General features: G+C 70.5%; 25 protein-coding genes and 1 pseudogene. 13 read left to right on the plus strand and 13 right to left on the minus strand.

All coding sequences use genetic code 11. The features are described 5' to 3' along the window. Window positions 1–101: 101 nt before the first annotated feature. Entirely contained in the window at window positions 102–524 is a 423-nt protein-coding gene (locus JHY01_RS08055) for an SRPBCC domain-containing protein (RefSeq protein ID WP_205325101.1), read from the minus strand. 130 nt (window positions 525–654) lie between these two features. On the opposite strand from JHY01_RS08055, the gene JHY01_RS08060 reads away from it, so the two are divergent. From JHY01_RS08060 to JHY01_RS08070, 3 genes are all read left to right on the plus strand, one after another. Next, complete coding sequence (locus tag JHY01_RS08060; RefSeq protein ID WP_205325102.1) at window positions 655–1,014, plus strand: hypothetical protein; 360 nt, start codon at window positions 655–657, stop codon at window positions 1,012–1,014. Between the two features lie 3 nt (window positions 1,015–1,017). Continuing rightward, window positions 1,018–2,157, plus strand: coding sequence for a DivIVA domain-containing protein (locus JHY01_RS08065; RefSeq protein ID WP_205325103.1), 1,140 nt, complete (start codon window positions 1,018–1,020; stop codon window positions 2,155–2,157). 107 nt (window positions 2,158–2,264) lie between these two features. Continuing rightward, a complete protein-coding gene (locus tag JHY01_RS08070) occupies window positions 2,265–2,846 on the plus strand; it encodes a pyridoxamine 5'-phosphate oxidase family protein (protein WP_205325104.1) in 582 nt (193 codons plus the stop codon). 44 nt (window positions 2,847–2,890) lie between these two features. Here the strand turns inward: JHY01_RS08070 and JHY01_RS08075 are convergent, their stop codons facing one another. Continuing rightward, window positions 2,891–4,012: an FAD-dependent monooxygenase gene (locus JHY01_RS08075; RefSeq protein ID WP_205325105.1), complete on the minus strand. Its 1,122-nt coding sequence runs from the start codon at window positions 4,010–4,012 to the stop codon at window positions 2,891–2,893. 160 nt (window positions 4,013–4,172) lie between these two features. On the opposite strand from JHY01_RS08075, the gene JHY01_RS27670 reads away from it, so the two are divergent. Next, window positions 4,173–5,117 (plus strand): GntR family transcriptional regulator, encoded by a 945-nt coding sequence (locus tag JHY01_RS27670; protein ID WP_205325106.1) that lies wholly within the window; start codon window positions 4,173–4,175, stop codon window positions 5,115–5,117. Between the two features lie 89 nt (window positions 5,118–5,206). Here JHY01_RS27670 and JHY01_RS08085 read toward each other — a convergent pair whose 3' ends face one another. Next, on the minus strand, window positions 5,207–5,800 hold the full coding sequence (locus JHY01_RS08085) for a TetR/AcrR family transcriptional regulator (protein ID WP_205325107.1): 594 nt from the start codon (window positions 5,798–5,800) through the stop codon (window positions 5,207–5,209). Window positions 5,801–5,865: 65 nt separating this feature from the next. Between JHY01_RS08085 and JHY01_RS08090 the strand changes: the two genes are divergently transcribed. Together JHY01_RS08090 and JHY01_RS08095 are read left to right on the plus strand one after the other, a co-directional pair. Next, window positions 5,866–6,789 (plus strand): NAD-dependent epimerase/dehydratase family protein, encoded by a 924-nt coding sequence (locus JHY01_RS08090; protein WP_205325108.1) that lies wholly within the window; start codon window positions 5,866–5,868, stop codon window positions 6,787–6,789. A 74-nt stretch (window positions 6,790–6,863) separates the two neighbouring features. Then, window positions 6,864–7,175 (plus strand): DUF4190 domain-containing protein, encoded by a 312-nt coding sequence (locus JHY01_RS08095; protein ID WP_205325109.1) that lies wholly within the window; start codon window positions 6,864–6,866, stop codon window positions 7,173–7,175. A gap of 56 nt (window positions 7,176–7,231) precedes the next feature. Here the strand turns inward: JHY01_RS08095 and JHY01_RS08100 are convergent, their stop codons facing one another. The 5 genes from JHY01_RS08100 to JHY01_RS08120 form a co-directional block, all read right to left on the minus strand. Further along, complete coding sequence (locus JHY01_RS08100; protein WP_205325110.1) at window positions 7,232–7,915, minus strand: polysaccharide deacetylase family protein; 684 nt, start codon at window positions 7,913–7,915, stop codon at window positions 7,232–7,234. A 98-nt stretch (window positions 7,916–8,013) separates the two neighbouring features. After that, window positions 8,014–8,805: a pyrroline-5-carboxylate reductase gene (proC, locus tag JHY01_RS08105; protein WP_205325111.1), complete on the minus strand. Its 792-nt coding sequence runs from the start codon at window positions 8,803–8,805 to the stop codon at window positions 8,014–8,016. 83 nt (window positions 8,806–8,888) lie between these two features. After that, window positions 8,889–9,380, minus strand: coding sequence for a DUF1990 family protein (locus tag JHY01_RS08110; protein WP_205325112.1), 492 nt, complete (start codon window positions 9,378–9,380; stop codon window positions 8,889–8,891). Window position 9,381: 1 nt separating this feature from the next. Next, window positions 9,382–9,909 (minus strand): GNAT family N-acetyltransferase, encoded by a 528-nt coding sequence (locus JHY01_RS08115; protein WP_205325113.1) that lies wholly within the window; start codon window positions 9,907–9,909, stop codon window positions 9,382–9,384. A 250-nt stretch (window positions 9,910–10,159) separates the two neighbouring features. Next, window positions 10,160–10,675, minus strand: a complete 516-nt coding sequence (locus JHY01_RS08120) for a GNAT family N-acetyltransferase (protein ID WP_205325114.1) — start codon at window positions 10,673–10,675, stop codon at window positions 10,160–10,162. Window positions 10,676–10,917: 242 nt separating this feature from the next. Between JHY01_RS08120 and JHY01_RS08125 the strand changes: the two genes are divergently transcribed. Together JHY01_RS08125 and JHY01_RS08130 are read left to right on the plus strand one after the other, a co-directional pair. Further along, window positions 10,918–12,024 (plus strand): sensor histidine kinase, encoded by a 1,107-nt coding sequence (locus JHY01_RS08125; RefSeq protein WP_205325115.1) that lies wholly within the window; start codon window positions 10,918–10,920, stop codon window positions 12,022–12,024. Beyond that, entirely contained in the window at window positions 12,021–12,689 is a 669-nt protein-coding gene (locus JHY01_RS08130) for a response regulator transcription factor (protein WP_205325116.1), read from the plus strand. The genes JHY01_RS08125 and JHY01_RS08130 overlap by 4 nt, the downstream gene beginning before the upstream one ends. On the opposite strand, the gene JHY01_RS08135 is transcribed toward JHY01_RS08130, so the two are convergent. After that, a complete protein-coding gene (locus tag JHY01_RS08135) occupies window positions 12,686–13,381 on the minus strand; it encodes a class I SAM-dependent methyltransferase (RefSeq protein WP_205325117.1) in 696 nt (231 codons plus the stop codon). The two genes, JHY01_RS08130 and JHY01_RS08135, sit on opposite strands and share 4 nt — an antisense overlap. A 162-nt stretch (window positions 13,382–13,543) precedes the next feature. Between JHY01_RS08135 and JHY01_RS08140 the strand changes: the two genes are divergently transcribed. The 4 genes from JHY01_RS08140 (at window position 13,544) to JHY01_RS08155 (ending at window position 18,956) form a co-directional block, all read left to right on the plus strand. Next, window positions 13,544–15,274, plus strand: coding sequence for an ABC transporter ATP-binding protein (locus JHY01_RS08140; protein ID WP_205325118.1), 1,731 nt, complete (start codon window positions 13,544–13,546; stop codon window positions 15,272–15,274). Next, on the plus strand, window positions 15,271–17,031 hold the full coding sequence (locus tag JHY01_RS08145; protein ID WP_205325119.1) for an ABC transporter ATP-binding protein: 1,761 nt from the start codon (window positions 15,271–15,273) through the stop codon (window positions 17,029–17,031). The genes JHY01_RS08140 and JHY01_RS08145 overlap by 4 nt, the downstream gene beginning before the upstream one ends. Window positions 17,032–17,088: 57 nt before the next feature. Continuing rightward, complete coding sequence (locus JHY01_RS08150) at window positions 17,089–17,289, plus strand: hypothetical protein (RefSeq protein ID WP_205325120.1); 201 nt, start codon at window positions 17,089–17,091, stop codon at window positions 17,287–17,289. Between the two features lie 422 nt (window positions 17,290–17,711). Next, window positions 17,712–18,956, plus strand: a complete 1,245-nt coding sequence (locus tag JHY01_RS08155; RefSeq protein WP_205325121.1) for an endo-1,4-beta-xylanase — start codon at window positions 17,712–17,714, stop codon at window positions 18,954–18,956. Window positions 18,957–19,202: 246 nt separating this feature from the next. Here JHY01_RS08155 and JHY01_RS08160 read toward each other — a convergent pair whose 3' ends face one another. Both JHY01_RS08160 and JHY01_RS08165 read right to left on the minus strand, forming a co-directional pair. Continuing rightward, window positions 19,203–19,709 (minus strand): TfoX/Sxy family protein, encoded by a 507-nt coding sequence (locus JHY01_RS08160; RefSeq protein ID WP_205325122.1) that lies wholly within the window; start codon window positions 19,707–19,709, stop codon window positions 19,203–19,205. A 45-nt stretch (window positions 19,710–19,754) separates the two neighbouring features. Beyond that, on the minus strand, window positions 19,755–21,668 hold the full coding sequence (locus tag JHY01_RS08165) for a glycoside hydrolase family 127 protein (RefSeq protein ID WP_205325123.1): 1,914 nt from the start codon (window positions 21,666–21,668) through the stop codon (window positions 19,755–19,757). 308 nt (window positions 21,669–21,976) lie between these two features. On the opposite strand from JHY01_RS08165, the gene JHY01_RS08170 reads away from it, so the two are divergent. Then, complete coding sequence (locus JHY01_RS08170) at window positions 21,977–24,058, plus strand: PhoX family phosphatase (RefSeq protein ID WP_205325124.1); 2,082 nt, start codon at window positions 21,977–21,979, stop codon at window positions 24,056–24,058. A 109-nt stretch (window positions 24,059–24,167) separates the two neighbouring features. Here the strand turns inward: JHY01_RS08170 and JHY01_RS26515 are convergent. Both JHY01_RS26515 and JHY01_RS08180 read right to left on the minus strand, forming a co-directional pair. Next, a pseudogene (locus tag JHY01_RS26515) lies at window positions 24,168–24,557 on the minus strand (DUF1772 domain-containing protein); the annotation flags it as partial. A gap of 59 nt (window positions 24,558–24,616) precedes the next feature. After that, window positions 24,617–25,201 (minus strand): dihydrofolate reductase family protein, encoded by a 585-nt coding sequence (locus tag JHY01_RS08180; protein ID WP_205325125.1) that lies wholly within the window; start codon window positions 25,199–25,201, stop codon window positions 24,617–24,619. Window positions 25,202–25,227: the final 26 nt, after the last annotated feature.

The following is a 25,227-nucleotide window of genomic DNA, read 5'->3' on the forward strand; positions in this document are numbered from 1 at the left end:
GGGGGGGGGGGCGGGGGGGGGGGGGGGGGGGGGGGGGGGGGGGGGGGGGGGGGGGGGGGGGGGGGCGGGGGGCCCCCCCCCCCCCCCCGCCTCCGCGGGGATCAGGCTTTGGCGAGGTAGGCGAGGCAGGAGTCGAGCAGCATCTGGCTGCCTTCCTTGGCCATGTCGTACTCGTCCTTGGTGGCGCAGGTCTGCGAGATGGTGAGGCGGGTGCGGTCCTCGCCGAGGTCGACCAGGTCGAGGCGCATGACCTCTTCGCCGCCGCCGGGGGTGTCCATGCCCATGACGAGCCGTTCGTGCTCGACGACCTCGATGTAACGGCCGGTGATGGGGAACTCCTGGCCGTCGGGGGTGACGACGGTGGCGGTGTAGCGGCCGTTCGGGGTCGGGTCAATCGACACCGAGCCGGGCTTGGAGTAGCTCCACGCCTCGTAGGGGGCGTCTTCGGTCCAGGCGGCCCAGACGGCGGCGACGGGGGCGTCGGCTTCGACGGTGAGGGTGTAGGTCAGGTCGTTGGCGCTCATTGCGGTGCTCCTTGGTCCATGTCGTTCGGTGTATGCCCGTATGGACGAGCGGGGTCGGTCGGATTCATCGCTGCGGCGAGCAGCATTTTCGGGCCCGCCGCGAGTGGCGGGGGTCTGGGAGAATCCTGGGATGGACGTCGAGATAGCGGTCGAAGGTTCCGAGAATGCTCGGAGCGAGCTGGAATCCTTGCGGCAGTGGCTGAACCAGGAGGACGAGTACCGGGGCCTGGTCGACTTCGCGCCCGCCGGGATCGAGCCGGGCCGACTCGGGGCCCTGCAGGAGATCCTGCTGGCGGCGATCGCCGCCGGCGGTGTCGACGCGCTCGGACGGACGATCGGCGTGTGGCTGCAGACCCGCCGCTCGGAGATCAAGGTCTCGCTGCGCGCCGACGGCTCGGTGAGGGAGGTGAGCGCGAGCGGCCCGGTCGCGAAGACGGTGGCCGAGAACCTGTTCGGCGACGCCCGCGAACGGCTCGGTCAGGGCGGCTAGCGGATGCGCCTCCCCGACGGCGCGCAGTCCCGGGCGCTCCTCATCGGCACCGGCGCCTATGAGCACCTGCCGGGTGTCCCCGAGATCCGCAACAACCTGCGGGACCTGAAGGTCGCGCTGGAGCGGCACACCGGCCTCCCGCCCGCGCACTGCCGAACGCTGATGGACCCGCCCGACCTCGCCGCCGTCGGCCGCGAGGTGGAGGCCGCGGCGACGGAGGCCGCCGACCTCCTGCTCATCTATTACAGCGGCCACGGCCTCGTCGCCTCCGACGGGCTCCTGCATCTCGCGCTCCCGCAGACCTCGCAGCGACTCCTTCCTTGGAGCGGCATCCCTTTCAGGCTCCTGCACCATGCGATCCAGGTGTCGCGCGCGAAGGCGAAGGTGCTCCTCCTGGACTGCTGTTTCTCAGGGAAGGCCACCCAGCTGCTGAGCGGCGAGGAGAGCACCCTCCTCGGCCAGATCACGGCGAACGGCGCGTTCACGCTGACCTCCTCGCCTGCGAATGAGCCGTCCTTCGCGTTCGACGGCAGCGGGCGGACCGCGTTCACCGGAGCGTTCCTGACGCTGCTCGAGAACGGCAGTCCCCGTGCGGGAGCGGCGCTGACGCTCGGTGACGTCTACCTTGAACTCCTGCACGATGCCCGGGCGCGCCATCTCCCTGAGCCGCAGAAGCTCGGGACGGACACGGCCGAGTTGCTGCCGCTGGCGAGGAACCGGCATGTCGCGCTCGGCGACCCCGACTTCGATCAGGACGTATCGCCGCCCGAGGAGGTCGGTGAGCGTCTCGAACGTCTCGTCGCCGGTGTCTCGACGCTCCTTTCGCATCGTGAGGCGATCGCCGCGGACGCGCTGGTGACCGCTGCTGACGTCGTCAACGCCCAGTTCAAGACCGTGCGGCTCACCCCTGGCTACGACGAGGACGAGGTCGACGACCTCCTCGACACCGTGGCGATCGCGCTGGCCGATCCCCCGGACGGCCCGCAGCGAATGCGGGCCGAGGACATCCGGAACAGCCATTTCACGACGACGCGGATGCGGGAGGGCTACGACGTGGAGGAGGTCGACTCGTTCCTCGACCGGGTCGAGCTCGAATTCGTACGCCGCCAAGCGTTCACGTCCGAAAGCGGTACCGGGGGCTGAAGCACTGCGGCAACCGCCCGGCCACCGGGAAGACGGTTGCGACCCGGTCGGACCAGGCGTAGGTTCGACCGCGGATAGACCGAGGAATGGGAGTCGAGGTTCGCATAATGGGAAAGACGTATCCTGTGATCGAGGGTCGCCTGCGCGAGTTCATCGAGGCGCAGCCGGTGTTCTTCGTGGCGACCGCGCCGCTCGCCGAAGACGGCCACGTGAACCTCTCCCCCAAGGGCCACAACGGTTCGCTCAAGGTCCTCGACGAGCTGACCGTGGCCTACCTCGACTTCGGCGGCTCCGGCGCCGAGACGCACGCGCACCTGCGCGAGAACGGCCGCATCACCCTCATGTGGTGCGCCTTCACCGGTCCGCCCGACATCGTGCGCGTCCACGGCACCGGTGAGGCCGTCTACCGCGACGACCCGCGGTTCGAGGAGCTCATCCCCCGGTTCGCGGAGGCCGACGGTCCGGGCGTTCGCGGGATCATCGTGGTGCGCGCCAAGCGCATCAGCGACACCTGCGGCTTCGCGGTGCCGCTCATGGAGTACCGGGAGGAGCGGCCGCTGCTGCGGCAGTTCCTGGGCCGCAAGAGCGACGACGAGTTCGCCGAGTACTGCGAGTCCAAGGAGTACAACGTGAAGAGCATCGACGGGCTCCCGGCCCTGCCGCTGCCGCTGCCGCCTCGCACCAGCTGAGGAGCTCCTGGGCGCACCGAAACCGGTGCGGCCCCTCTCTGTCCCTAGTCGACGACCGCGTCCAGGTCGATCGCGTTCTTGGCGGCGTCCGTGCGGGCGTTCCGCTCCTCCGGCGGCGTCTCCCGCGGGTCCAGCAGGGCCAGCGCCTGGTTCTCCTCGACGAACGGGCGCATCCGGCGCTCGTAGCGGGCGAAGGCGAGCTCGTGGTCGTCGGTGCGGCCGAGTTCGAGGGCGAGGACGTAGGCGCCGACGAGGGCGAGGCTGGTCCCCTGGCCCGAAGTGGGCGCGGCGCAGTGCGCGGCGTCGCCGAGGAGGGCCACGCTGCCGTCGGACCAGGTGTCCATTTTGATCTGGGCCATGACGTCGAAGTAGAAGTCCTCGGCCTTCCACATCCGCTCGAGGAAGCCGGGGACCTCCCAGCTGAAGCCGGCGAGACGGTCGGCGATGAGCTGCTTCTGCGCGTTGGCGTCCCGGTGGTCGTACTCGAGGGGCGCTGCGGCGAAGCCGAGGTAGATGCGCAGTTCCCGGTTGTCGCGCACGGTCATGACCATGCCGCCGTCGGTGCCGTTGTCGAACCAGGTCTGCCAGTGCTCGAGGCCGAGATAGTTCTCCTGGCTGAACACGCCGAGGTACGTGCCGAGGTGGTCGATGTACCGCGATTCGGGACCGAAGGCGAGCTTGCGGGTGTTGGAGTGGAGGCCGTCGGCGCCGATGACGAGGTCGAAGCGGCGCGGGGCGGCGTGCTCGAACTCGACCAGGACCTCTTCGGACTCTTGGCGGAGGGCGGTGATCGAGTCGCCGAACACGTACTCGATGCCGTCGTTGCGGGCGTATACGAGGTCGACGAGGTCGTCGCGGAGGATCTCGATGTCGTCGGAGTCGAGGCTGCCGGAGGAGAGCGCGAATTCCTCGGAGCGGAAGATCTCGTTGCCTTCGGAGTCGAGCATGTTCATGCCGTTGCTGTGGTTGGCGAGTGCGCGGGCCTGGGTGTCGAGTCCCATGCGGCGCAGGACGTGGAGGGCGGCGCCGCGGACGTCGACGGCCTGGCCGCCGCGGCGGAGCTGCGGGGCGCGTTCGAGGACGACGGGGGTGAGGCCCTGCTCGCGCAGCCAGGAGGCGAGGGCGGTGCCGGCGATGCCGGAGCCTGAGATGAGGACGGTGGTCATGGGGTTCCTCCGGATACGTCGTACTGGGTTGACTCGGACTACCGTATGAAACATGCCTTTGACCTGCAAATACATCTCCCAACTGCCCTAGTGCAGTTGGGGTCCGGAAGGTGGGGTGCGGCTAGGATCTGTCGTAGTACAGACCAGAGGGAGGGCCGCCGTGGCCGAGCCGAACGAGCCGCCATACGTTCGCATCGCCGCCGAACTGAGCAGGCGCATCGCCGATCGGGAGCTGGCTCCGGGCGACAAGGTCCCCTCGACTCGGCAGGTCGCCCGAGAATTCGGTGTGGCACTGGCCACTGCCATGAAGGCGCTGGACGTGCTTCGCGCTGAGGGCCTGGTCATCACGCGTCCGCGCTCGGGCACGGTGGTCGCGCGGAGGCGCGGCGCCGACGGCGGCGCGACCGCCGAACTGACCCGGGAGCGGCTGCTCGCGGAGGCGATCGAGATCGCGGACGGCGAAGGGTTCGAGGCGGTCTCGATGCGTGCGGTCGCCAGCCGGTGCGGGGTGGCGCCGATGTCGCTGTACCGGTTCGTGGAGGACAAGGATGAGCTGGTCTCCGCCATGGCGGACACGATCTACGGTTCGTCGGCGTTCGACCGCGACCCGGCCGCACCATGGCGGTCCCAAGTGGAGTCGCTGTCGCGGGAGCTCTGGCGGCTGCACCGTGCGCACCCCTGGCTCGGGCGGACCCAGCCGCTCACCAGGCCGCTGCCGCTGCCGAACATCATTCGGCTCGGGGACCGGCTCTTGGGCGCGCTCGAAGCGACGGGCCTTCCGCCGCACCTGTACTTCGAGTTGCACATCCTGCTGTTCAGCCACATCCTCGGCCTGGCCGCGAACTTCGAGGCCGACCACGCCGCCGCCTCCGAGACGGGCCTGTCCTCTGAGGAGTGGACCGACCTCCAGTACCAGCCGCTCATCGGCGACGCGGCCTTCATGAGCGCGCATCCGCATTTCACAAAGCTCTTCGGCCGATTGGGCTCACTGGAGGACGGCTACGACCTCGACCTCGACGGTCTCTTCGAGCTGGGCATGGGCCTGCTCCTCGATGGCGCCGAGGCCTTGGCCGCTCGAGTCGCAGCGGGACGGGCGGACGCCTAGCGCGATCGCGGTCGGCCGGACGCAGGAGGGGGCCGACTCGAGCGGCGAGGACGGCCCGGCCCGTTCGCTTCACGGGGGAGGCCGCCGGCTCAGGCGGCGAGCCCTCTGGTGAGGGAGGCGAACGCGCGCTTCCAGTGTGCGTTCGCCTCGTCCTCGTCGCCGAGGGCGCCTCGCAGTCCGAGGCTGCACAGGCCATGGGCCATCGCGTTGAGCTGCACGGCGATCGAATGCGCGCCGATATCGGCGAAGACGCCTTGCTCGACGCAGCGCCCGCAGGCCTCCACGAGGGCGTCGAAAGTGGGCTGGATCCGTTCGGACGCTGCGGCGTCGGGTTGGAACTCGGGCACCGGGCGGCCGAACATGAGCTCGTACAGGTGCGGGTTGGCGCGGGCGTTGGCGCGGTAGGCGTCGCCGAGGGCGAGCAGGTCGGCGAGCGGATCGTCGGTGCGCGGCACGGATGCGAAAGCGGCGGCGAGCCGTTCGAAGCCCTCCAGGAACATCTCGCGGAGCAGACCCGCCTTGTCGCCGAAGAGACTGTAGACGGCGGTGGTCGAGGTGCCGGTCTCCTGCGCGACCCGCCTGGTGCTCAAGGCGGCCGGGCCCTCCGCGGCCAGGATGCGCCCGCCCGCGTCGATGAGTTCGCGCCGCAGCGTCTCGTAGTCTCGTTTCCTGGGTCTCGCCATGTTGACCAGCGTATCGTAACATGGTTATATAACATCGTTACTAAATTTCGCATCAGGAGCACCCCATGACTGATCTCCACGTCGTCCTCGGCGCCACCGGCGGCATCGGCAGGGCCGTCGTCGCCGAGCTCACCGCGCGCGGACACGAAGTGCGCGCCGTCAGCCGCAATGCCGAAGGCCCGCAGGGCTTCCGCGCCGACATCACCACCGCCGAGGGCGCCGCCGCGGCCTGCGCCGGCGCCGCCGTCGTCTACCAGTGCGCGCAGCCGCCCTACGCCGAGTGGGCCAAGGAGTTCGTGGGCTTCGCGGACACCGTCCTCACCGGAGTCGAGAAATCCGGGGCGCGGCTCGTCATGGCCGACAACCTCTACATGTACGGGCCCGTCGAGGGACCCCTGCACGAGGGCCTGCCGTACGCGGCCGCGTTCCCGAAGGGCCGGGCCCGCGCCCGAGTCGCCGAGATGATCCTCAACGCCCACAAGGAAGGGCGCGTCCGCGCGAGCCTCGGCCGGGCCTCGGACTACTTCGGGCCCGGCGGCGTGAACACCGTCCTCGGCCCCTCGATCTTCGCCGCCGCGGCCGCCGGGAAGACCGCCCGCTGGCTCGGCGAACCCGATGAGCCCCACACCGTCTCGTACCTCCCCGACGTCGCCGCCGGACTCGTCACCTTGGGCGAGCACCCGAAGGCCGACGGCTACGCCTGGCACCTGCCGGTCGGACCGCCCGTCACCGGCGCCGAGTTCCTCGCGCTCGTCTGGGAAGCGGCCGGCGGCAAACCCAAGAGCGCCGCGCTGGGCCGGGGCATGCAGCGCCTCATCGGCGTGTTCAACCCGACCGTCAAGGAGCTCAGCGAGACCTGGTACCAGCGCGACCGCGCCTGGATCGTCGACGACACCGCGTTCCGCGCCGCCTTCCCCGAGCACGTTCAGGTCAGCGCGCACGAGGAGGCGATCGCGCGGACCCTGGCCTGGTTCAAGCAGCAGGCCTGATTCCCCCGAAACACACCAGAACGCCCGAATCCCTCCGTAGACTGCGCACACTCACCGTATGCAATGGAGGCGTCATGGCGCAGGACTACGGACCGGGCGCGCAGGTCAACGTGCCCAGGGAGATGAACGGGACCGCGATCGCGGCGTTCGTGCTCGCGGTCGTCGGGCTGTGCTGGCCGCTGGGTCTCCTCGGGCTCATCCTCGGCTACGTCGCGAAGAGCCAGATCAAGTCCCGCAACAACTCCGGCAGCGGGCTCGCCACGACCGCGATCGTGCTCGGCTGGATCACGGTCCTCGGCTTCATCCTGTTCGCCATCGCGCTCGCCGTGGGCTGGGACGCGTGGATGGACCGCGTGAACGACTACAAGGACGACTACGACCTCTAGCGGGCACCGAAGCGGCCCACCCGGCGGACCGGATGGGCCGAACGAGCGTGCGGACCCTAAGCGGCGGGGCTGCACTTCGGGGTGATGCCGAACGTGTACCCCTTCGCGGCGAGCTGCGGCAGCGCGATCTCCAGCGCCTCCACGGTCTGCGAGCGGTCGCCGCCGCCGTCGTGCATGAGCACCACGTCGCCGGGGGTGGCCCCGAGCAGGACGTCCACGATCGCGTCCACACCCGGACGGGCCCAGTCCCTGGTGTCCTCATTCCACAGCTGCCGTTGGAGACCGGCGTCGGTGATCGCCTGGTTGACCGTGGTGTTGTGGGCCCCGTAAGGCGGACGGAAGCAGTTCACCTCGGCGCCGAAGCTCTCGAGGAGGTTCTGGGCGCTGCCGATCTGCTGGTCCATCTGCGCGCGGGTCAGGGTGGTCATGTCGGGGTGGTCCCAGGTGTGGTTGCCGAGGGCGTGGCCGGCCGCCAGGACGGCCCGGGAGCGCGCGGGGTCGCGCTGCGCGTTCTGGCCGAGCTGGAAGAACGTCGCCTTGGCGTCGTTCGCCGCGAGCACGTCGAGGATCTCGTCGGTGTAGGAGCCGCCGGGGCCGTCGTCGAAGGTGAGGAAGATCTGGCCGTTCCAGGGGTCGTCGGCGGCGGGGGCCGCGTTCTGGGCGGCGTGCGCCGGGACGGAGAGGAAGAGGGAGCCGATGATCGCCGCAGCGGCGACCACGATGAAGCGAAGATGTTTCATGCCAACATCGTGGCGTGACTTCCCTTGTGGCGCAACGAGGGAGTTATCACCTAAGTCGCTTGTGTCCTCGAGCAACCAAGCGGGGGCGCGGGAGCGTATCAGCCGCCGGAGAGCTCGCCGCCGCGCTCGGCCGCGGCGGCCACGGCCGCCCTGATCACTTCATGCACATTGGATTCGTCGAGCGTCTCGAGCGCGGCTTCGGTGGTGCCGCCGGGAGTCGCGATCCGGTCCAGGAGCGCCGCGGTCGGCTCGTCCGAGTCCTGCAGGTGGAGGCACGCGCCGAGAAGCATCTGGTCGACCAGGACTCGGGCGGCGACCGGGTCCATGCCGCCGTCGACCGCGGCGTTCGTCATCGCGTCGGCGAGGTAGTAGAGGAAGGCGGGCCCCGAACCGCCCACGGCCGTAATGACATCCATCATGGACTCATCGGCGGTGACGGTGACCCCGATGCGGTCGAACAGGTCCTCGATCTCGGTCAGGTCGGTGCCCTCGGGCGCGGCCAGCGCGGTGGCGGCCTGGCGGGCGCGGGCGGCGGTGTTGGTCATGGCGCGGACGGCCGTGATGCCCTCGGGGAGGCGTTCGGTGAGCTTGGCGAGCGGGACGCCGGCGGCGAGGGAGACGACGATCGCTTCGGGTGCGAGGGAGGGGCCGATCGCGGAGAGCAGGGGTCCGACGGCGACGGGCGGGACGGCGACGAGCACGATGTCGGCCTCGGCGACCGCGAGCGGGTTGTCGGTGCCGACCTCGACGCCGTACGCGTCGGCGAGCCGTGCGGCGCGTTCGGCGGGCAGGGCCGTGGCCCAGATCTGGGCGGGCGGCAGACCGGAGTCGAGGAGCCCCGCGAGGACGGCCTCGCCGAGATGTCCGACGCCGAGCAGCGCGATGTCCATGTCCTCACCTCCGTGTCAGCGCTCCACAGCCCGAAATCTACGGGCCGGGCCTCCCGGGTACCGGGATTCAAGGGAAATGCCGCTTATGTACGCAAACAGGCGTCGCGCATGGCGTCGGCGAACCGGTCGGTGGCACGCGACCGCAGGAACCGCGCCACGGGCCCTCCGAGGCGGGCGGCGACGGTGCCGGCCCGCGAGAAGGACCGCACGGTGAAGCGGACGCGGCCGTCGGCCGCTTCGAGCAGGAACGCGGCTTCGCCCGTTTCGGGATGGCCGGGCATGGAGCCGTATCCGAACCCGACCCTATCGGGTGTCTCATCGGCCCATACGACCTGGCAGGGTATGTGCAGGACGCCGGCGAAGCGGAGCACCACCTCGACCCCGGGCGCGGCGCGTTCGGCGGAGGCCTCGGGGCGGAGGCCGCACCGCTCGTGGAGGCCCCAGGTCATGAGAAGGTCGGCGGCTTCGGGCAGGGTCGCGTCGAGGACGGCGGTGCGCTCGAGGTGGCGATAGCCGGGCGGGAGGGTGCCGGTGCGGGTGGCACCCGCTTCGGGGTAGTTGACCTTGTACTCCACGTCAGTCGTCCAGTTCGGGGTCGAGGACCTGGAAGAGCAGGTGGTCCTGCCATCTCCCGGCGATCTTGAGGTAGGCCGGTGCCATGCCGATCGGTTCGAAGCCGTTGCGCTGCAGCACCTTCTGCGAGGCGTAGTTGTCGATCAGGGTTTCGGCCTGCACGCGGACCAGGCCCAGGTCCTGGAACGCCACCCGCTTCGCGAGGCGCACGGCCTCGGTCGCGACCCCGCGCCCGGCCGCGGACTTCGCGACCCAGTACCCGACGCTGCACGAGCGGAAGTAGGGCCCGCGCACGATCGAGTTGAGGAAGATCTGCCCGACGAGCCTGCCGTCGTCCTCAATGGCGTAAGCGAGTCCGATGCCCGCTTCGGCCCGCGCCTTGGCCGCCTCGATCTCGGTCCGCACCCCCTCGGCGGCGAACGCGGCCTCGCCCCGTTCGGGCTCCCAGGGCGCCAGGTAATCCCGGCCTTCGCGCCGCAGCGCGGCGATCGCCTCGGCATCGTCGAGAACGATGGGACGAATGGTGATCATGACTTCATTCTGCCGTGTCGCGAGCGAACCGGGGGTACGGGCGCGGAGATCGACACTCCCCGATGGGTGCGCGCCTGCGGCATACCGTTCGGCGACTCGTGCGGAACCTCCCCCGAACGACCTTCCCGAGCGACAGGGCAATTCGGGACGAGCGACGGCGTCGACCCCCGCCAGACCATGGTCGACGGCATCGCCGAGCCCGACGAGGACCCGCGTCGAGCGGCGGCTCGAACGGGCCGTCGAGGGCGGGTCAGGGCCGCAGTTCCAGGGTGTGCCAGTCGAGGACCCGGCCGTCGGGTTCGCTGCGGCGCTGCAGGAACGTGAAGCCCGCGCGGGCGGCGACCGCCGCCGAGCGGGTGTTGGCCGGTTCGCAGCGGATGACCGCTTCGGTGCAGCCGATCCGGGCGGCGTAGGTGCAGGCGAGGCGCACCGCGCGGGTGGCGAGGCCGCGGCCGCGCCATTGCGGGTAGAGGCCGTAGGCGAGATTCGCTTGGTCCTTGCGCAGGTAGTACTGGCCGGTCTGGACGTCCACGGTCCCGGCGAGCGCCAGGCCGGGCTCGGCCCGGATGCCGAAGTTGTGGAAGGGCCCGCCGTCGCGCCACCATCGGGCGCACGCGTCGAGGTAGTCGCGCAGGCCCTGCGGCGTGGCGGGGTCGCCGCTGAGCCAGCGCACCATCTCCTCGTCCTCCCCCGCGAGGTGGGCCTCGAAGTCGTCGGGGCCGAGCGGGAGGAGCGTGACCGTGCCGTCGGTGAGCGCCTCGTGCATCCTTTCAGCCTCGCGCAGTTCGCCGCCTCCCGCAACGGATTCAGCGGGTGCGGCGCAAGGCCCGCCAGCCGAGTCCCCGGGCGAGAGGGTCGCGGCGGTGTCGTGCGCGCACGTCGCTGACGACGCCGCCCAGGAAGCCCGTGAGGGCCCCGGCGCGACCGACGGACCGCGCGGGCTGACGAAGGCATCGGATCGGGCCCCGATCCTCGTTCCCGTGGCCGGAGGCGGATAGGTTCGGGCGCATGACCGGTGAGGGAACGAGGCGCGGCGCGCGCGGCCTGGCAGTGGACTTGGGCGTGCTCCTCGTCGGGGTGTTGGCATGGCTGTTCATCGCCGGAGAGCGCCTCGCCTCCGAGATGCCTTCGCCCGCTTGGCTGTTCGACGTCGACATGGCGACCGGGCTGCTGGCGCTGCCGCTGCTGTGGCTGCGGCGGCGCTGGCCGACGCAGGCCGCGGTGGCGCTCATCGTCGTGTCGACGTACGCGGAGACCATCGCGTTCCCGCTGCTGGTGATGCTCTTCTCGGTGATCGTGCGGCGTCCGCCGCGCATCGCGGCGTGGGTGTACGCGGGGTCGCTCGCGGCCTCCGGCGTCTACGTGGTCCTCAGGCCCGAGGAGATGGGGCTCGCCTTCTCGATCGCGTTCGCGCTGTCAGTGCACGCGGCCGTCGCCGGGTGGGGCCTGTTCGTGCGGTACCGGCGGCAGATGGAAGCACGTGCGGCCCAAGCGGAACGGGACGAGCGCGAGCGGGCCCGCCAGCGGGCGCGCGACGAGCTCGCCCGCGAGCTGCACGACATGCTCGGCCACCGGCTCTCGCTGCTGAGCCTGCACGCGGGCGACATGGAGTACCGGCCCGACGCCCCGGCGGAGGAGCTGACGCGCGCGGCCGGTGTCGTGCGCGAGCAGTCGCAGCTCGCGATGCGGGACCTGCGGGAGATCATCGCGATCCTCCGCGCCCCCATCGGCGAGCTGCCGCAGCCGCGCATCGCCGATCTGCAGGCGCTCGTCGAGGAGGCCCGGCCCGCGATGCGGATCGAGCTGGCGATGCGCGTCGAGGGCGAGGTGCCCGAGCGGTCCGGCCGCACCGCGTACCGGATCGTGCAGGAGGCGTTGACGAACGCCCGCAAGCACGCCGAGGACGCCCCGGTGGGGATCGCTGTGGAGGGACGCAACGAGGACGGGCTCACCGTCGCGGTGGTGAACGGACCTGGCCGCGACACCGGCCCGGGTTCCGGTCACGGCCTCATCGGGTTGGAGGAGCGAGCCGCGCTCGCGGGCGGGCGACTCGAATACGGGCCGGCGGCCGATGGCGGCTGGCGGGTGCACGCGTGGCTACCCTGGACCGCATGAACGAGCAGCCTTCCGTGGACGTCCTGGTCGTGGACGACGATCCGCTGGTGCGAGCCGGACTGCGGATGATCCTCGGCGGCGCCGGGGACCTCGACGTGGTCGGCGAGGCCGGCAGCGGTACCGACGTGCCGGAGCTGGTCGCGCGCCTGCGGCCCGACGTAGTGCTCATGGACCTGCACATGCCCGGGGTCGACGGCCTGACCGCGACCGAGCGGCTGCGGGCCGCGCCGAACGCGCCGGAGGTCCTGGTGCTCACCGCGTTCGAGGCCGACGGGCACGTGCGGCGGGCGCTGCGCGCCGGGGCGGGCGGGTTCCTGCTCAAGGACACGCCGCCCGCCGAGATCGTGGCGGCGGTGCGCCGGGTCGCGGCCGGGGAACCGGTGCTGTCGCCCGAGGTGACGCGGCGGCTGATCGGCATCGTCGCGGGCGGCGCCCCGGATGACCGTCGCAGTGCGGCCCGCGAACGCTTGGGCGCGTTGAACAGCCGCGAGACCGAGGTCGCCGTGGAAGTCGGGCGAGGCAGCTCGAACGCGGAGATCGCGGCGGCGCTGCATCTCAGCGTCCCCACGGTGAAGACCCATGTCTCGGCGGCGCTCGGCAAACTGGGCCTGAACAACCGCGTGCAGCTGGCGCTGCTCGTGCACGACGCCGGGCTCGCCGACTAAGGACGGCGGAGCCGCGCCGCCAGGAACGACGGCCGCGTGTTGAGCTCCGCGAACGCCTTCGGGTCGATCGGCTCCAGTTCGGGCGCGGGGCGGGGCTCGATCAGCTTCTCGACGGCGAAGCCCGCATCGAGCAGATCGCCGATGAATCCTTCGACTGTGTTGCGCTGGAAGTGGATCGGCGGCAGGTCCTCGCGGACGTGGAGGTCGACCCACTCGTCCGAGAAGTACGAGTCGCCGAAATGGCGCCAGTCCGCGGCCGGGTGCGTGGTCGAGATCAGGAACCGCCCGCCGGGTCTGAGGACGCGGAAGATCTCGGCGAGCAGCCCGGCGCGGTCGGTGATGTGGTGGATGACGAGGGCGCACAGGACGGCGTCGAACGAGGCGTCCTCGGCGAAGTCGAGCGGCAGTTCGAGGTCGTGCTGCCGCAGTTCGGCCCGCTCCCCCACCTGCTGCTTCGCGCGGGCGAGGAGTTCGGCGCTGCCTTCGACGCCGACGACCGAGGCGCCCCGTTCGAGGAGCGCCGCCGCGTAATGGCCTGGGCCGCAGCCGACGTCGAGGAAACGCTGCCCGGCGACGTCGCCGGCGAGGCCGAGCATGGCCGGCCGGTCGACATAGGCGTTGTACGCGCCGTTCGCGGAATGGTCGGCGAAGGCGTCGCCGAGCGCGCCGTGGTAGGCGGTCTCTGGGGGCATCGGGACAGTATCGCGGAGCGTGTTCGGCTGCGCCAGCCGTTTCAGCCCGGCCGAACCGGAAGTGACCAGGACATCGTTCAAGGGTTGAAAAAACAGTATCGCCTCGCGAACGGCGGCCGGTAGCGTTCATCCGCGCATGACCCCGAACCGAAGGCACAGCAGATGGCACGCTTCAGTCCCCCGCGCGACCCCGGCGGGCCCCTCGCACACTCGAAACCGGCGGTGGCCGTCATCGGCTGGCTCTTCCGGTCCCAGTGGCGGATGCTCGCGATGAGCACGCTCGTCTCGTTCGCGTTCCTCGGCTGCCAGCAGTTCGTGCCCTTCATGGTGGGACGGGCGGTCGACGCGGGCCTCGTCGCGGGCGATCGCACCGCGCTCTACTGGTGGTCGGCGGCCCTCATGGCCTGCATCGGGATCGCCACCGCCACGGGCGTCGCGAGCTTCTACTACATGATGTACACCGCGATGGACACCGACTTCCGGGTGCAGCGACGCCTGGTCGACACGGTTGTCGCGGTCGGCTCGCGCATCCGATCGCGGGCCGACGCGGGCGAGCTCGTGGCCATCTCCGCGGCCGACGCGCACGCCCTCAGCTCGGTCTCGATGATGTTCGGCCGCTTGGCATCAGCGCTGCTCGCATTCATCCTCGCGCTCGCGATCCTCGCCACCCTCTCGTGGTGGTTCGTGCTCGCCGCGGGCGTCGGCGTCCCCGCCATGTTCATGCTCCTGCGGCCGCTGTTCCTGCGCCTCGAAGCGCGCGGACGCGACCTCCGCGCCCGCATCGGCGAGCAGACCGGCATCGGCACCGACGCCGTCGCGGGCCTCCGGGTGCTGCGCGGCATCGGCGGCGAAGCGCACTTCATCGGCCGCTACAAGGCCGCCTCGCAGGCCTCGCGCCGCGCCGGGGTCCGCGTACGGCGCACCGCGGCGGGCCTCGAGTTCGCGCGGCTCGCCCTGCCCGGAACGCTGCTCGTGCTCGTCCTCTGGATGGGCGCGGAGATGACGCTCAACGGCACGATCACCGCGGGCGAGTTCGTGGCCCTCTTCGGGTACCTCGTGGCGCTCACCCGGCCGCTCGGGTACACCATCCAAGGCGTCGACGCCCTGACCAGGGCCATCGTCGCCTCCGGCCGCTTCCAGAGGCTCCAGGACGAACATCCCGAGCCCGAGACGCAGAACGAGTTCCCCTGGCCCGCGGGCGAAGCCCTGCACGACCCGGCCAGCGGCGTCACGATCGAACCGGGCCTCATCACCGGCATCGTCACCGGTGACGGCAAGGGCGCGACCGAACTCCTCGACCGTCTCGGCGGCTACAGCGAGACCGGCGAACCCGCCCGCATCGGCTCGATCCCCTTGGACGCCTTCGACACCGCCACGGTCCGGCGCCACCTCCACCTGCTCGAGGCCCGCGCGCAGCTCTTCAGCGGGCCGCTCCGCGACCAGCTCGACGTGGACGGCGCCCGCTCGGACGCCGACATCATGCGGGCCCTCCACACCGCCTCCGCCGTCGACATCGTCGGCGTCGACCCCTCCCTCATCGAGAGCGAGGACGTCCCGACCGGCGGCTACGACCTCGACACCGTTGCGGGCGAACGAGGCCGCAACTTCTCCGGCGGCGAACGCCAGCGCCTCATCCTCGCCCGCGCGCTCCTCGTCGACCCCGAGATCCTCATCCTCGACGACCCGGCCAGCGCGTGCGACGCCCAGACCGAAGCCCGCATCGCGGATCGACTCGCGCGGCACCGCAGGGGTCGGACCACCGCGATCCTCACCAACGCCCCGCAGCTCCTGGCGATCTGCGACCGCGTTCAGTTCCTCGGCGACACTGTCACCTCCGGCACGCACGCCGAGCTGCTGCACCGGGCCGAGTACCGAGAGGCGGTCGCCCGATGAGCAACACGACCCTCCCCATCGCGACCGCGGCCGAGACCCGCGAGTACCTGCGGGCGCTCGTCGGCCGCCACCGCGTGCGCTTCAGTCTCGTCGTGGCCCTGACCATCAGCGCGGCACTCGCGGGCATGTCGACGCCGTACCTCGTGGGGCTGATGGCCGACGCGTTCGCGTCCTGGGCGCGCGGCGGCGCGGCGGACCCGGGCGCGGACCTGTGGTGGCAGATCCCGCTGATCCTCGCCGCGGTCCTCGCGCAGGCGGCCCTGACCTGGGGTTCGTACCGGAACCTCGCGGTCCTGTCGGAGCAGATCGTGGCGGACGTGCGCGAGGAGTTCATGGAGCGCACGCTGGCCCTCCCGCCGGGCCGTGTCGAGGCGGCCGGGACCGGAGAGCTGTTGTCCCGCACCAGCCTTGACATGGCGCAGGTGCAGCATTCGCTCGTGCAGGCCGCGCCGCAGTTCTTCACGGGGCTGGTCACGGTGCTGGTGTACGTGGCGGGCGCGTTCGTCGTCTCGCCGGTGCTCGGCGCGGCGATCCTGATCGCGGTGCCGCCGATGGTGCTGGTGCTGCGCTGGTATTTCAAGCGGGCGTTCAATGTCTTCCACGAGGTGCAGGCCGCCAAGGCGGACTTGACCTCGGCGGTCGCCGAGACGATCGACGGCGTCAAGACCGTCGAGGCGCTCGGCTGGCAGGAACGCCGCGTCGCCCACACCGACCAGGCCGTGGACAAGCTGTTCGGTGCGCAGATGCGGTCGATGCGCTTGCGGGGCAAGCTGTTCCCGGTGCTCGACTTCTCGGCGTTCCTGCCGTGCTTCACGGCGCTGCTGCTCGGCGGCGTGCTCACCGCGACCGGGTACTCGACGATCGCGCAGACGACCACTGTCGTGCTCATCATGCAGCTCGCGGTCGCCCCGGCGATCGAGATGATCCTCTCGCTCGAATGGGTGCAGAGCGGCATGGTCTCGCTGGCGCGGCTCATCGGCGTGCGCAACGTCGAAGCCGCGGTCGGAGTCGCGAGACCGGCGCGCGATGAGGACGAGATCATCGAGCTCAAGGGCGTGACGTTCGGTTACGCCCCGGACAAACCGGTGCTGCAAGGGGTCGACTTCGCGCTGCGCCGGGGCGAACGCCTCGCGCTCGTCGGCCCTACCGGGGCCGGAAAGTCCACATTGGCGCGACTCATGGCGGGCATCCACCAGCCGAGCGAGGGCACGGTCCGCGTCGGCGGTGCGGAGACGCGCGAGATCGATGAGACCCTGCTGCGGCGCTTCGTGATCCTCGCGACCCAGGAGTACCACCTCTTCAACGACACGCTCGGCTCCAACCTGCGCCTCGGCGCCCCGGGCGCCACCGACGAGCAGCTGCGCGAAGCCCTCGACGTGGTCGGTGCGGGCGGTCTCCCCGACCGCCTCGACGACGGGCTCGACACCGTGGTCGGCGGCCGCGACCACGCCTTGACGCCGGCCGAGGTCCAGCAGGTCGCCCTCGCGCGCGTCATCCTCGCCGCACCTGAGGTGATCGTCCTCGACGAGGCCACCTCCATGCTGAGCCCCAACGCCGCCAGCGACATCGAGCAGGGCCTCAACCGCATCCTCGCGGGCCGCACGGTCGTCAGCATCGCGCACCGCCTCAACACCGCCCACGACGCCGACCGCGTCGCCGTCGTCGAACACGGCCGCATCGCCGAACTCGGCTCCCACGACGAACTCCTCGCGAAGAACGGCGCGTACGCGGCGCTCTGGCGGCGCTGGCACGGCTGAGCGAAGCCGGACGCGGCCTGGGCCAGTTGCGACGTCAGCATCGAGGTGCGCCATCCCGTGTTCCGTTGGGACCTTTGGGATCTGGCCTCGGGCGAACGGCTCGACGGCGGCAGCGCCGCCATGGGCGACGGCTGCCTCGTATTCCTGGAGTTCGAGGTCGATCCCCATACCGGGGTGCCGCCGAGCCAGGTCCATGTCGAGATCGACGCGGACGCCGCGAGATCGGCGCTCGACGACGCCCTCGCCGACAACCTCTGACCGGGTTCGGGGTGCTCCGGTCCGGCCGGCGTGGTCCGTCCGGATCGAGGGCCGGGGTGCACATGACGGCGCGCCGGCCCTCGCCAGGCCGACGCACCGGGGGTCACTTCGTTCAGACCCGGGTGGTCCACCCGTTGTCCTTGATCCACAGGATGTCGCCGTCGAGCTGGACGCATCCGTCGACCTGGGGGAGGTAGCGGCGGTCGGTGCAGTGTCGCGAACACGCTGCGCCGCAGAGGGATCCGCCTCACACGACGTTGTCGCACCGAGAACGCGGGAAGGTGGCCGGGAGGTTGCGTGCGCCCGGGGATTTTTTGGTATCGATCCCATGGCTTGCGAGCCGGATTGCAGGCGCACTTGACTCCAGGGCTCCGGCCTGCTGGAATACAGGCGTTGAAACTTCCATGGAAAGTAGCAATGAAATGACTGAAACTTTCAGTGACGATCGGATCAGGCAGCACCGCAGCGCCGACGCGACGGTCGCCCTCACCGTCGATGGGGTGCCGCTCGCCGGGCGGGAAGTGCGGCTCGAGCAGACCCGGCACAAGTTCCTGTTCGGCTGCACCGGTTTCGAGCTGATGGACCACGCGAACGGCACCTCCGAGGACCCCGAGCGCGACGCCCGGAACGCCGAGCTGTGGGAGGGCCTGTTCAACTTCGCGACGCTGCCCTTCTACTGGGGCCGATTCGAGCCCGAGCGCGGCAGGCCCGCCACCGAGCCGCTGCGCAAGGCCGCTCAGTGGTTCGCCGACCGCGGCCACCCGGTCAAGGGCCACCCGCTCGCGTGGCACACCGTGAGCGCCGACTGGCTGCTCGACCTCGATAACGAGGAGATCGCCCGCGTCCAGGTCGAGCGCATCAAGCGCGAGGTCGGCGAGTTCGCCGGGATCATCGACATGTGGGACGTCATCAACGAGGTCGTCATCATGCCGATCTTCGACAAGTACGACAACGGCATCACCCGCATCTGCCGCGACCTCGGCCGTATCCCCATGGTGCGCATGGTCTTCGACGCCGCCCGCGAGGCGGGACCGAACGCGACGCTGCTGCTCAACGACTTCGACATGTCCGCCGCGTACGAATGCCTCATCGAAGGCGTCCTCGAAGCGGGCGTCAAGATCGACGCGCTCGGCCTCCAGAGCCACATGCACCAGGGCTATTGGGGCGAGGAGAAGACCGAGGCGATCCTGGAGCGGTTCTCCCGCTACGGCCTTCCGATCCACTTCACCGAGACCACCATCGTCTCCGGCGAGGTCATGCCGCCCGAGATCGAGGACCTGAACGACCACCAGGTCGACTCCTGGCCCTCGACCCCCGAAGGCGAGGCCCGCCAAGCCGACGAGATCGAACGCCACTACCGGACGCTCCTCGCGCACCCCTCGGTCGAGGCGATCACCTACTGGGGGATGTTCGACACGGGCATGTGGCTCGGCGCCCCCGGCGGCTTCGTCCGCCTCGACGGCACCCCGAAACCCTCCTACGACCGGCTGCACCGCCTCATCAACGAGGAATGGGGCACCCCGGCCACCACCTTGACGACCGATGAGGAAGGCCGCCTGCGCTTCAACGGCTTCCTCGGCGACTACCGCATCGCCGCCGGTGACCGCAGCGCCGAGTTCAAGCTCGACGAAGCGGGCGCGACGGATCTGACCATCGCCCTGGGCTAGCGGCGCCGGAGAAGCGGCCGGGCTGACAGTCCTGAATCGCGGCACCGGCGATGTCAAGGGCCGGTCGATCCCCGCCTGATCGACCGGCCCTCGCCTCTCCTCAGGACGGCCCTGGGGAACCTTCGAGGCTGGTCCCTCGTGCCGAACCCCGGACGCCGCCGACCACGCCCGCAGGCAGCTCGAGTACACGACGGACACGGCCGCCTTCTGCGACACCGAATGCACCGTCGCCGAGCTGCGACGGGTCTACGGGATCGTCTGGCAGACCAAGATCGACCCCGGGGACTTCCACCGCAAGGTCACCCGGATCGAGGGCTTCCTGCAGCCCACCGGCCGCACCACGACGAGGACGGCGGCCGACCCGCCGCGCTCTTCACCGCAGGGCCGCTCAAGCGGCTGCCGCTGCCGCCGACGCGGTAAGGACTTGCGCGGCAAGGACTCCGCGTAGGCGATCCCGCGCTCGACCCACTCGCGCAGCCGCTCGTCCGAGGAGCAGGCCTCCTCGTCGACGCGAAGCCACGTCTTGGACTCGCGCCCGCCCATGACCATCGGCTCGGCGCCCGGCTCCAGGATCAGGTCCGCGAAGTCGTCCTTGCCGACGCGGACCATCGCGCCGCCCCCGCTCAGCACCGCGGCCGCCATGTTGCCGTGCGCGAACCAGCAGGGACCGCCGAACATCGTCTTCTCGTACACGTACGGCCGGTCGTCCATGATGTCGCGCACCCGGTCGGCCAGCGCCTTGTCGTAAGCCATGCGGCCAGGCTGCCACAGGCGACCGACAGGGCGCTGCCGAACGGCTCACGGCGTCTCGCGGACCCAGACGGCCATGGTGCCGTTGCCGCGGTTCGCCCACGCGTAATAGGGGACGGTGCGGATCGCGGTCGGCTCGGCCGAGAGCGGCTCGCTCGCATAGAGGCCGTCCGAGGGCGGGGCGTCGACCAGGCCTTCGGCGATGATCGCGTCCTGGCCGTCGGCGTGCTCGGTGCGGAGCTCACCGCTGCGGGCGATCACGAGGCGGGGCACGGGGGCGGCGTTGTCGACCTCTTCGGCGCAGTGGACGATCGGCCCGCGCTGGATCGCGACTTTGCCCACAGTGGACGTTACGCGTGGATCGGCGCGGACGAGGGCGGGGGCCATGGGGAGGGTGAGCTCGACGCGGTCGCCGCGGGCCCAGGTGCGGTCGAGCACGGCGTAGCCCTTGTCGGTGGAGTAGGGGATGACGGTGCCGTTGACGCTGACGGTGGGCGTGCCGGTCGTCCATTCGGGCAGGCGCAGGCGCAGCGCCATACGAAGGGGCGCTTCGGCTTCGGTGACCGTGAAGGCGATCGCGCCGTCCCAGGGGTAGCCGCTCTCCTGCGCGACGGTGACGCGCCGGCCGCCGTGGGCGAAGCGGGCGGAGCCGGTGACGTAGAGGTTGACCCAGAGGCCTTCGGCGTCGGCGACGTACACGTAGTGCTCGAGGGAGGCGAGGAGCCGGGCGAGGTTCGGCGGGCAGCAGGCGCAGTCGAACCAGTCGCTGCGTTCGACGGTGCCGTCGCTGGCGAGGGGGTTGCCGTAGAAGTACTTGGTGCCGTCGGCGGAGGCGCCGGAGAGGACGCCGTTGTAGAGGGCGCGTTCGAGGACGTCGACGTATTTGGCCTCGCCGGTCAGGATCATCATGCGGTGGGCCCAGAAGACGAGGCCGATGGCGGCGCAGGTCTCGGCGTAACCGGTGTGGTCGGGGAGGTCGTAGGGCTTGCCGAAGCCTTCGATGGAGGGGTCGGAGCCGATGCCGCCGGTGACGTAGAGCTTGGTGGTGACGAGGTCGTCCCAGAGGCGCTCGCAGGCGTCGCGCAGGCCTTGGTCGCCGAGTTCGAGGGCGAGGTCTGCCATGGCGCTGTACTGGTACATGGCGCGAACGGCGTGGCCGACCGCGGCGTGCTGCTCGCGCACGGGCGCATGGGTCTGGTGGTATTCGCGGTCGCGCCGGCTGGTGCGGACGAAGACGCCGCCGGGGCTCCAGTCGCCGCCGAAGTAGCCGGTGTCGCCGCGGCGTTCGGCCTCGGCGTCGAAGTAGAAGGGAGCCTTGCCGCGGTTGTCGGTGAGGAGCAGGGAGAGGTCGAGGTAGCGGCGTTCGCCGGTGGCGCGGTAGAGCTTCACGAGAGCGAGCTCGATCTCCTGGTGGCCGTCGTAACCGCCTTCGCAGGGGCCGCCGGGGCTGAACTCGCGCGAGATGAGGTCGGCGTAGCGGCGCACGATGTCGAGGAGGGAGGTCTTGCCGGTGGCCTCGAAGTGGGCGACGCCGGCCTCGATGAGATGCCCGGCGCAGTAGAGCTCGTGGGCGTCGCGCAGGTCGGTGAAGCGCTTCCCGGGCTTGACGGCGGTGAAGTAGTTGTTGAGGTAGCCGTCCTCCTGCTGCGCCCCGGCGAGGAGGTCGATCGCCTTGTCCACAGCCGCATCGAGTTCGGGGGCGTCGGTGGTGGCGAGGACGTAGCTGGCGGCCTCGATCCACTTGGCGACGTCGGACTCCCAGAAGATGGGGAAGCGCTCGCGGTCGTCGTCGTCGTGGCTGCGGGGTTCGAGGAGCAGCGCCTCGAACTGGCCGCCTTCGCGGAGGCGGGCCTCCTGGTGCGGGATGGTCCGGGTGCGCACGGTCTCGCGGCGCGGGGCCCAGAACTCGTCGGCGATCTGGACGTCGGCGAGGTGGAGCGAAGTCCGGTGCGGAGCGGGCATGGGGGTTCCTTCGGCGTGGCGGAGAGAACGGACGGAAAAGGTTTTCGGTCAGGCTACCCGGGTCGAGAGTTTACCGGTACAGCGGTCCCATGCTGCGAAACGCCGCCGCTCCGGGAGGCCCTCCGAAAGCAATTCCGAAAAGGAGCGGCGTTGCGCAATCCGAGAGCGCCCCTTCACCTTTTGTTCACTTATGGTTGGCGAGCGGGGTACCCGCGGCGCATAGCCTCCGGAAGCGGAACGCGTCGATCCGCCACCCCGAATCGCGCATCGGCGATCCTGTTCCGGACGTACTGCCATAGGAGTCCCAAATGAATCGTCGTGACGCCGCCAAGCGGCGCAAGCTGCCGCTCCTGTCCGACCACATCGGCGGCCGCTCGCAGCTCACCTGCCTCTACCGCTGCGGCGACGCCTGCAGCCACCCCGTGCCGAACACCACTGACAACCCCTACATGGGCGACCTCATCGCCTCCGCCGTCTCCCGCCGCTCCATCTTCAAGGCCGGTGTCGTCGTGAGCGCTGGCGCCGGCGTCGCGGGGGCGCTCGGCGGCAGCGCCGTCTACGCCTCCGAGGACGGGGCGCGGTCCTCCGCGTTCTGGGGCTCGGTGCCCCGCGGCCTGCGCTTCGACGCCGTGGAACCGAACCAAGAGGACGCCGTCACCATCCCCGACGGGTACGAGCAGCAGGTCGTGATCCGCTGGGGCGACCCGATCCTGGACGGCGCCGCCGAGTTCGACCCCGCCGCCCAGACCCCCGAGGACGCGGCCGGGCAGTTCGGCTACAACTGCGACTTCCTGGCCCTGCTCGACCTTCCCGGCGAGCGGCGCCGCAAGGTGCTCGTGGCCAACCACGAGTACACCAGCGAAGAGATGATGCACTTCGGCTACGACTCGGCCGCGCCCACGCGCGAGCAGGTCGAGATCGGCTGGGCCTCGCACGGCCTCTCCGTCGTGGTCCTCAAGGAGGACAAGCACAGCGGCGAGCTCACTCCGGTCATCGGCCACGAGCTCAACCGCCGCATCACCGCCACCTCCGAGTTCGTCCTCTCCGGACCGGCCGCCGGCAGCGACCTGCTGAAGACCGCCGCCGACGCCGAGGGCGCGCTGGCGCTCGGCACCCTGAACAACTGCGCGGGCGGCGTCACCCCGTGGGGCACCATCCTCTCCGGCGAGGAGAACTTCAACCAGTACTTCGCGAACGCCGGTCAGGTCGCCGACGCGACCGAGAAGGCGCGCCTCGCCCGCTACGGCCTCTCCGGGAACACCTCCGAGCGCAAGTGGGAGCAGTTCGACCCGCGCTTCGACGTGCTCCAGGAGCCCAACGAGCCCAACCGCTTCGGCTGGATCGTCGAGCTCGACCCGTACGACCCCGACTGGACCCCGCGCAAGCGCACCGCCCTGGGCCGCTTCAAGCACGAGGGCGCCGGGCCGCACGTGGACCGGCACGGCCGCGTGGTCGTGTACATGGGCGACGACGAGCGCTTCGACTACATGTACAAGTTCGTCTCCAAGCACAAGATGAAGTCCGGCTCGGGCCGCAGCGCGCGCGAGCACAACCGCAAGCTCCTCGACGAGGGCACCCTCTACGTCGCGAAGTTCACCGGCGACAGCCCCGGCGAGATCGACGGCACCGGGGCCCTCCCCGAGGACGGCGCCTTCGACGGCTCCGGCGAGTGGATCAAGCTCGCCAGCGGCGACGAGTCCTTCGTGGAGGGCATGACCGCCGAAGAGGTGTACGTGTTCACGCGCCTCGCCGGCGACAAGGTCGGCGCGACCAAGATGGACCGCCCCGAGGACGTCGAGGTCAACCCGAAGACCGGCAAGGTCTACGCGGCCCTCACCAACAACTCGCAGCGCGGCGCCGGCGGCAAGGCCGCGGCCGACGAGGCCAACCCGCGCAACAGCAACAAGCACGGGCACGTCCTCGAACTCGAGGAGCAGTACGGCGACGTCACGGCCACGACCTTCGGCTGGCGGCTGCTGCTCGTCTGCGGCGACCCCGAGGACCCGAGCACGTACTTCGCGGGCTACCCGAAGGAAGAGGTCAGCCCGATCTCCTGCCCGGACAACGTGGCGTTCGACCCGCAGGGCAACCTGTGGGTCTCCACCGACGGCAACGCCCTCGGCGCCAACGACGGCCTCTTCGGCGTCTCGCTCACCGGCGCGACCCGCGGCCTGACCAAGCAGTTCCTCACCGTGCCGCTCGGCGCGGAGACCTGCGGCCCGGTCATCCAGGACCGCCACATCCTGGTCGCCGTGCAGCACCCGGGCGAGATCGACGGCGCGACCGCCGAGACCCCGTTCTCGCAGTGGCCCGACGGCCCGGACGGGACCCTCCCTCGCCCGTCCGTGGTGAACGTCGTGAAGGACCGCTTCGGCAGTATCGGCTGTTAAGCGGCGCAACAGGAAACGGGGCGACCGGTGCGGTCGCCCCGTTCTCCGTGCTCGCTAACGGGTTGCGGCCGTGGACGACGAGGGCCCAGGCCAGCGCCAGGAACGACAGGAGCGAGGCGACGCCGCGCACCGTGTTCCAGGCGATCCAGCGGGATTCGATGCTCGCGCGGAGCGCCGCCGGGTCGGTGATCGAAGCCGGGTCGCCCGCGGCTTCGAGGCGGTCGTTCATCGGCACGTTGACCGCCACGGTCCCGATGAACATGACCAGGGCCAGCGCGAGTGCGAGCAGGATCCACGGGGAGGCGGCGCGGTCGCCGGAGCACCAGTTCAGGGCGAGCGCGGCGGCGGTGAAGAGCACCGAGCCGAGGAACGCGGTCATGAACCAGCCGTTGAGGATCACCTTGTTGATGTGCTGCATCCCGGCGATCCAGCCGCGGTCGTCGAGGATCCTGAGGCCGGGCATCACCGCGTAGGAGAACCCGGTGAACAGCCCGGCCATGAGGCCGACGCTGAGGGTGGAGGCGAGGAGCGCGAGGAGTTGGAGGAGTCGCAAGGGGGCTATGCCTTTCGGTAGGTCTGGATCGCCGCTCCCGAGTCGAAAGTGCGGTTCTCGGTGAGTGTGAACGGCACCGGTTCGTAGGCGCCGGCGAACATCGGGATGCCGCCGCCGAAGAGCACGGGGTAGCGCTTGACGATGATCTGGTCGATCTCGGTGATCAGCGCCGAGGCGAGGTCGGCGCCGCCGCAGAGCCAGATGCCCTTGCCTTCGCGCGCTTTGAGTTCGCGCACGAGTTCGAGCGGGTCGCCGTCGACGAAGTTGACGTCCTTGTCGGTGTCGGCGCCGAGGCTGCGGGTGAACACGTATTGCTCCAGGTGCGCGTACGGGCTGGTGACGCCCACGGCGAGGCCCGGATCGTAAGTGCGCCTGCCCATCACGAGGGTGTCGAAGTGGGCGTTCGGCGCGTCGGCGATACCGAGCGCGGGGCGGATGTGGGTCGGAACGGTCTCGGGCCATTCCTCTTTGATGGCCTCGTGGACGTCGGCGAAGACCATGAGCGGTTCGACTTCGTCGTTCGGTCCGGCGATGTAGCCGTCGAGCGAGGTGCCGATGTAGTAGGTGAGCTCGCGGTTCTGCGTGCGCATACACACTCCGTTTGAAGTACTATGAA

This window comes from Glycomyces sp. YM15 (assembly GCF_016918015.1).
In the GTDB taxonomy this organism is placed as follows: Bacteria; Actinomycetota; Actinomycetes; order Mycobacteriales; family Micromonosporaceae; genus Glycomyces.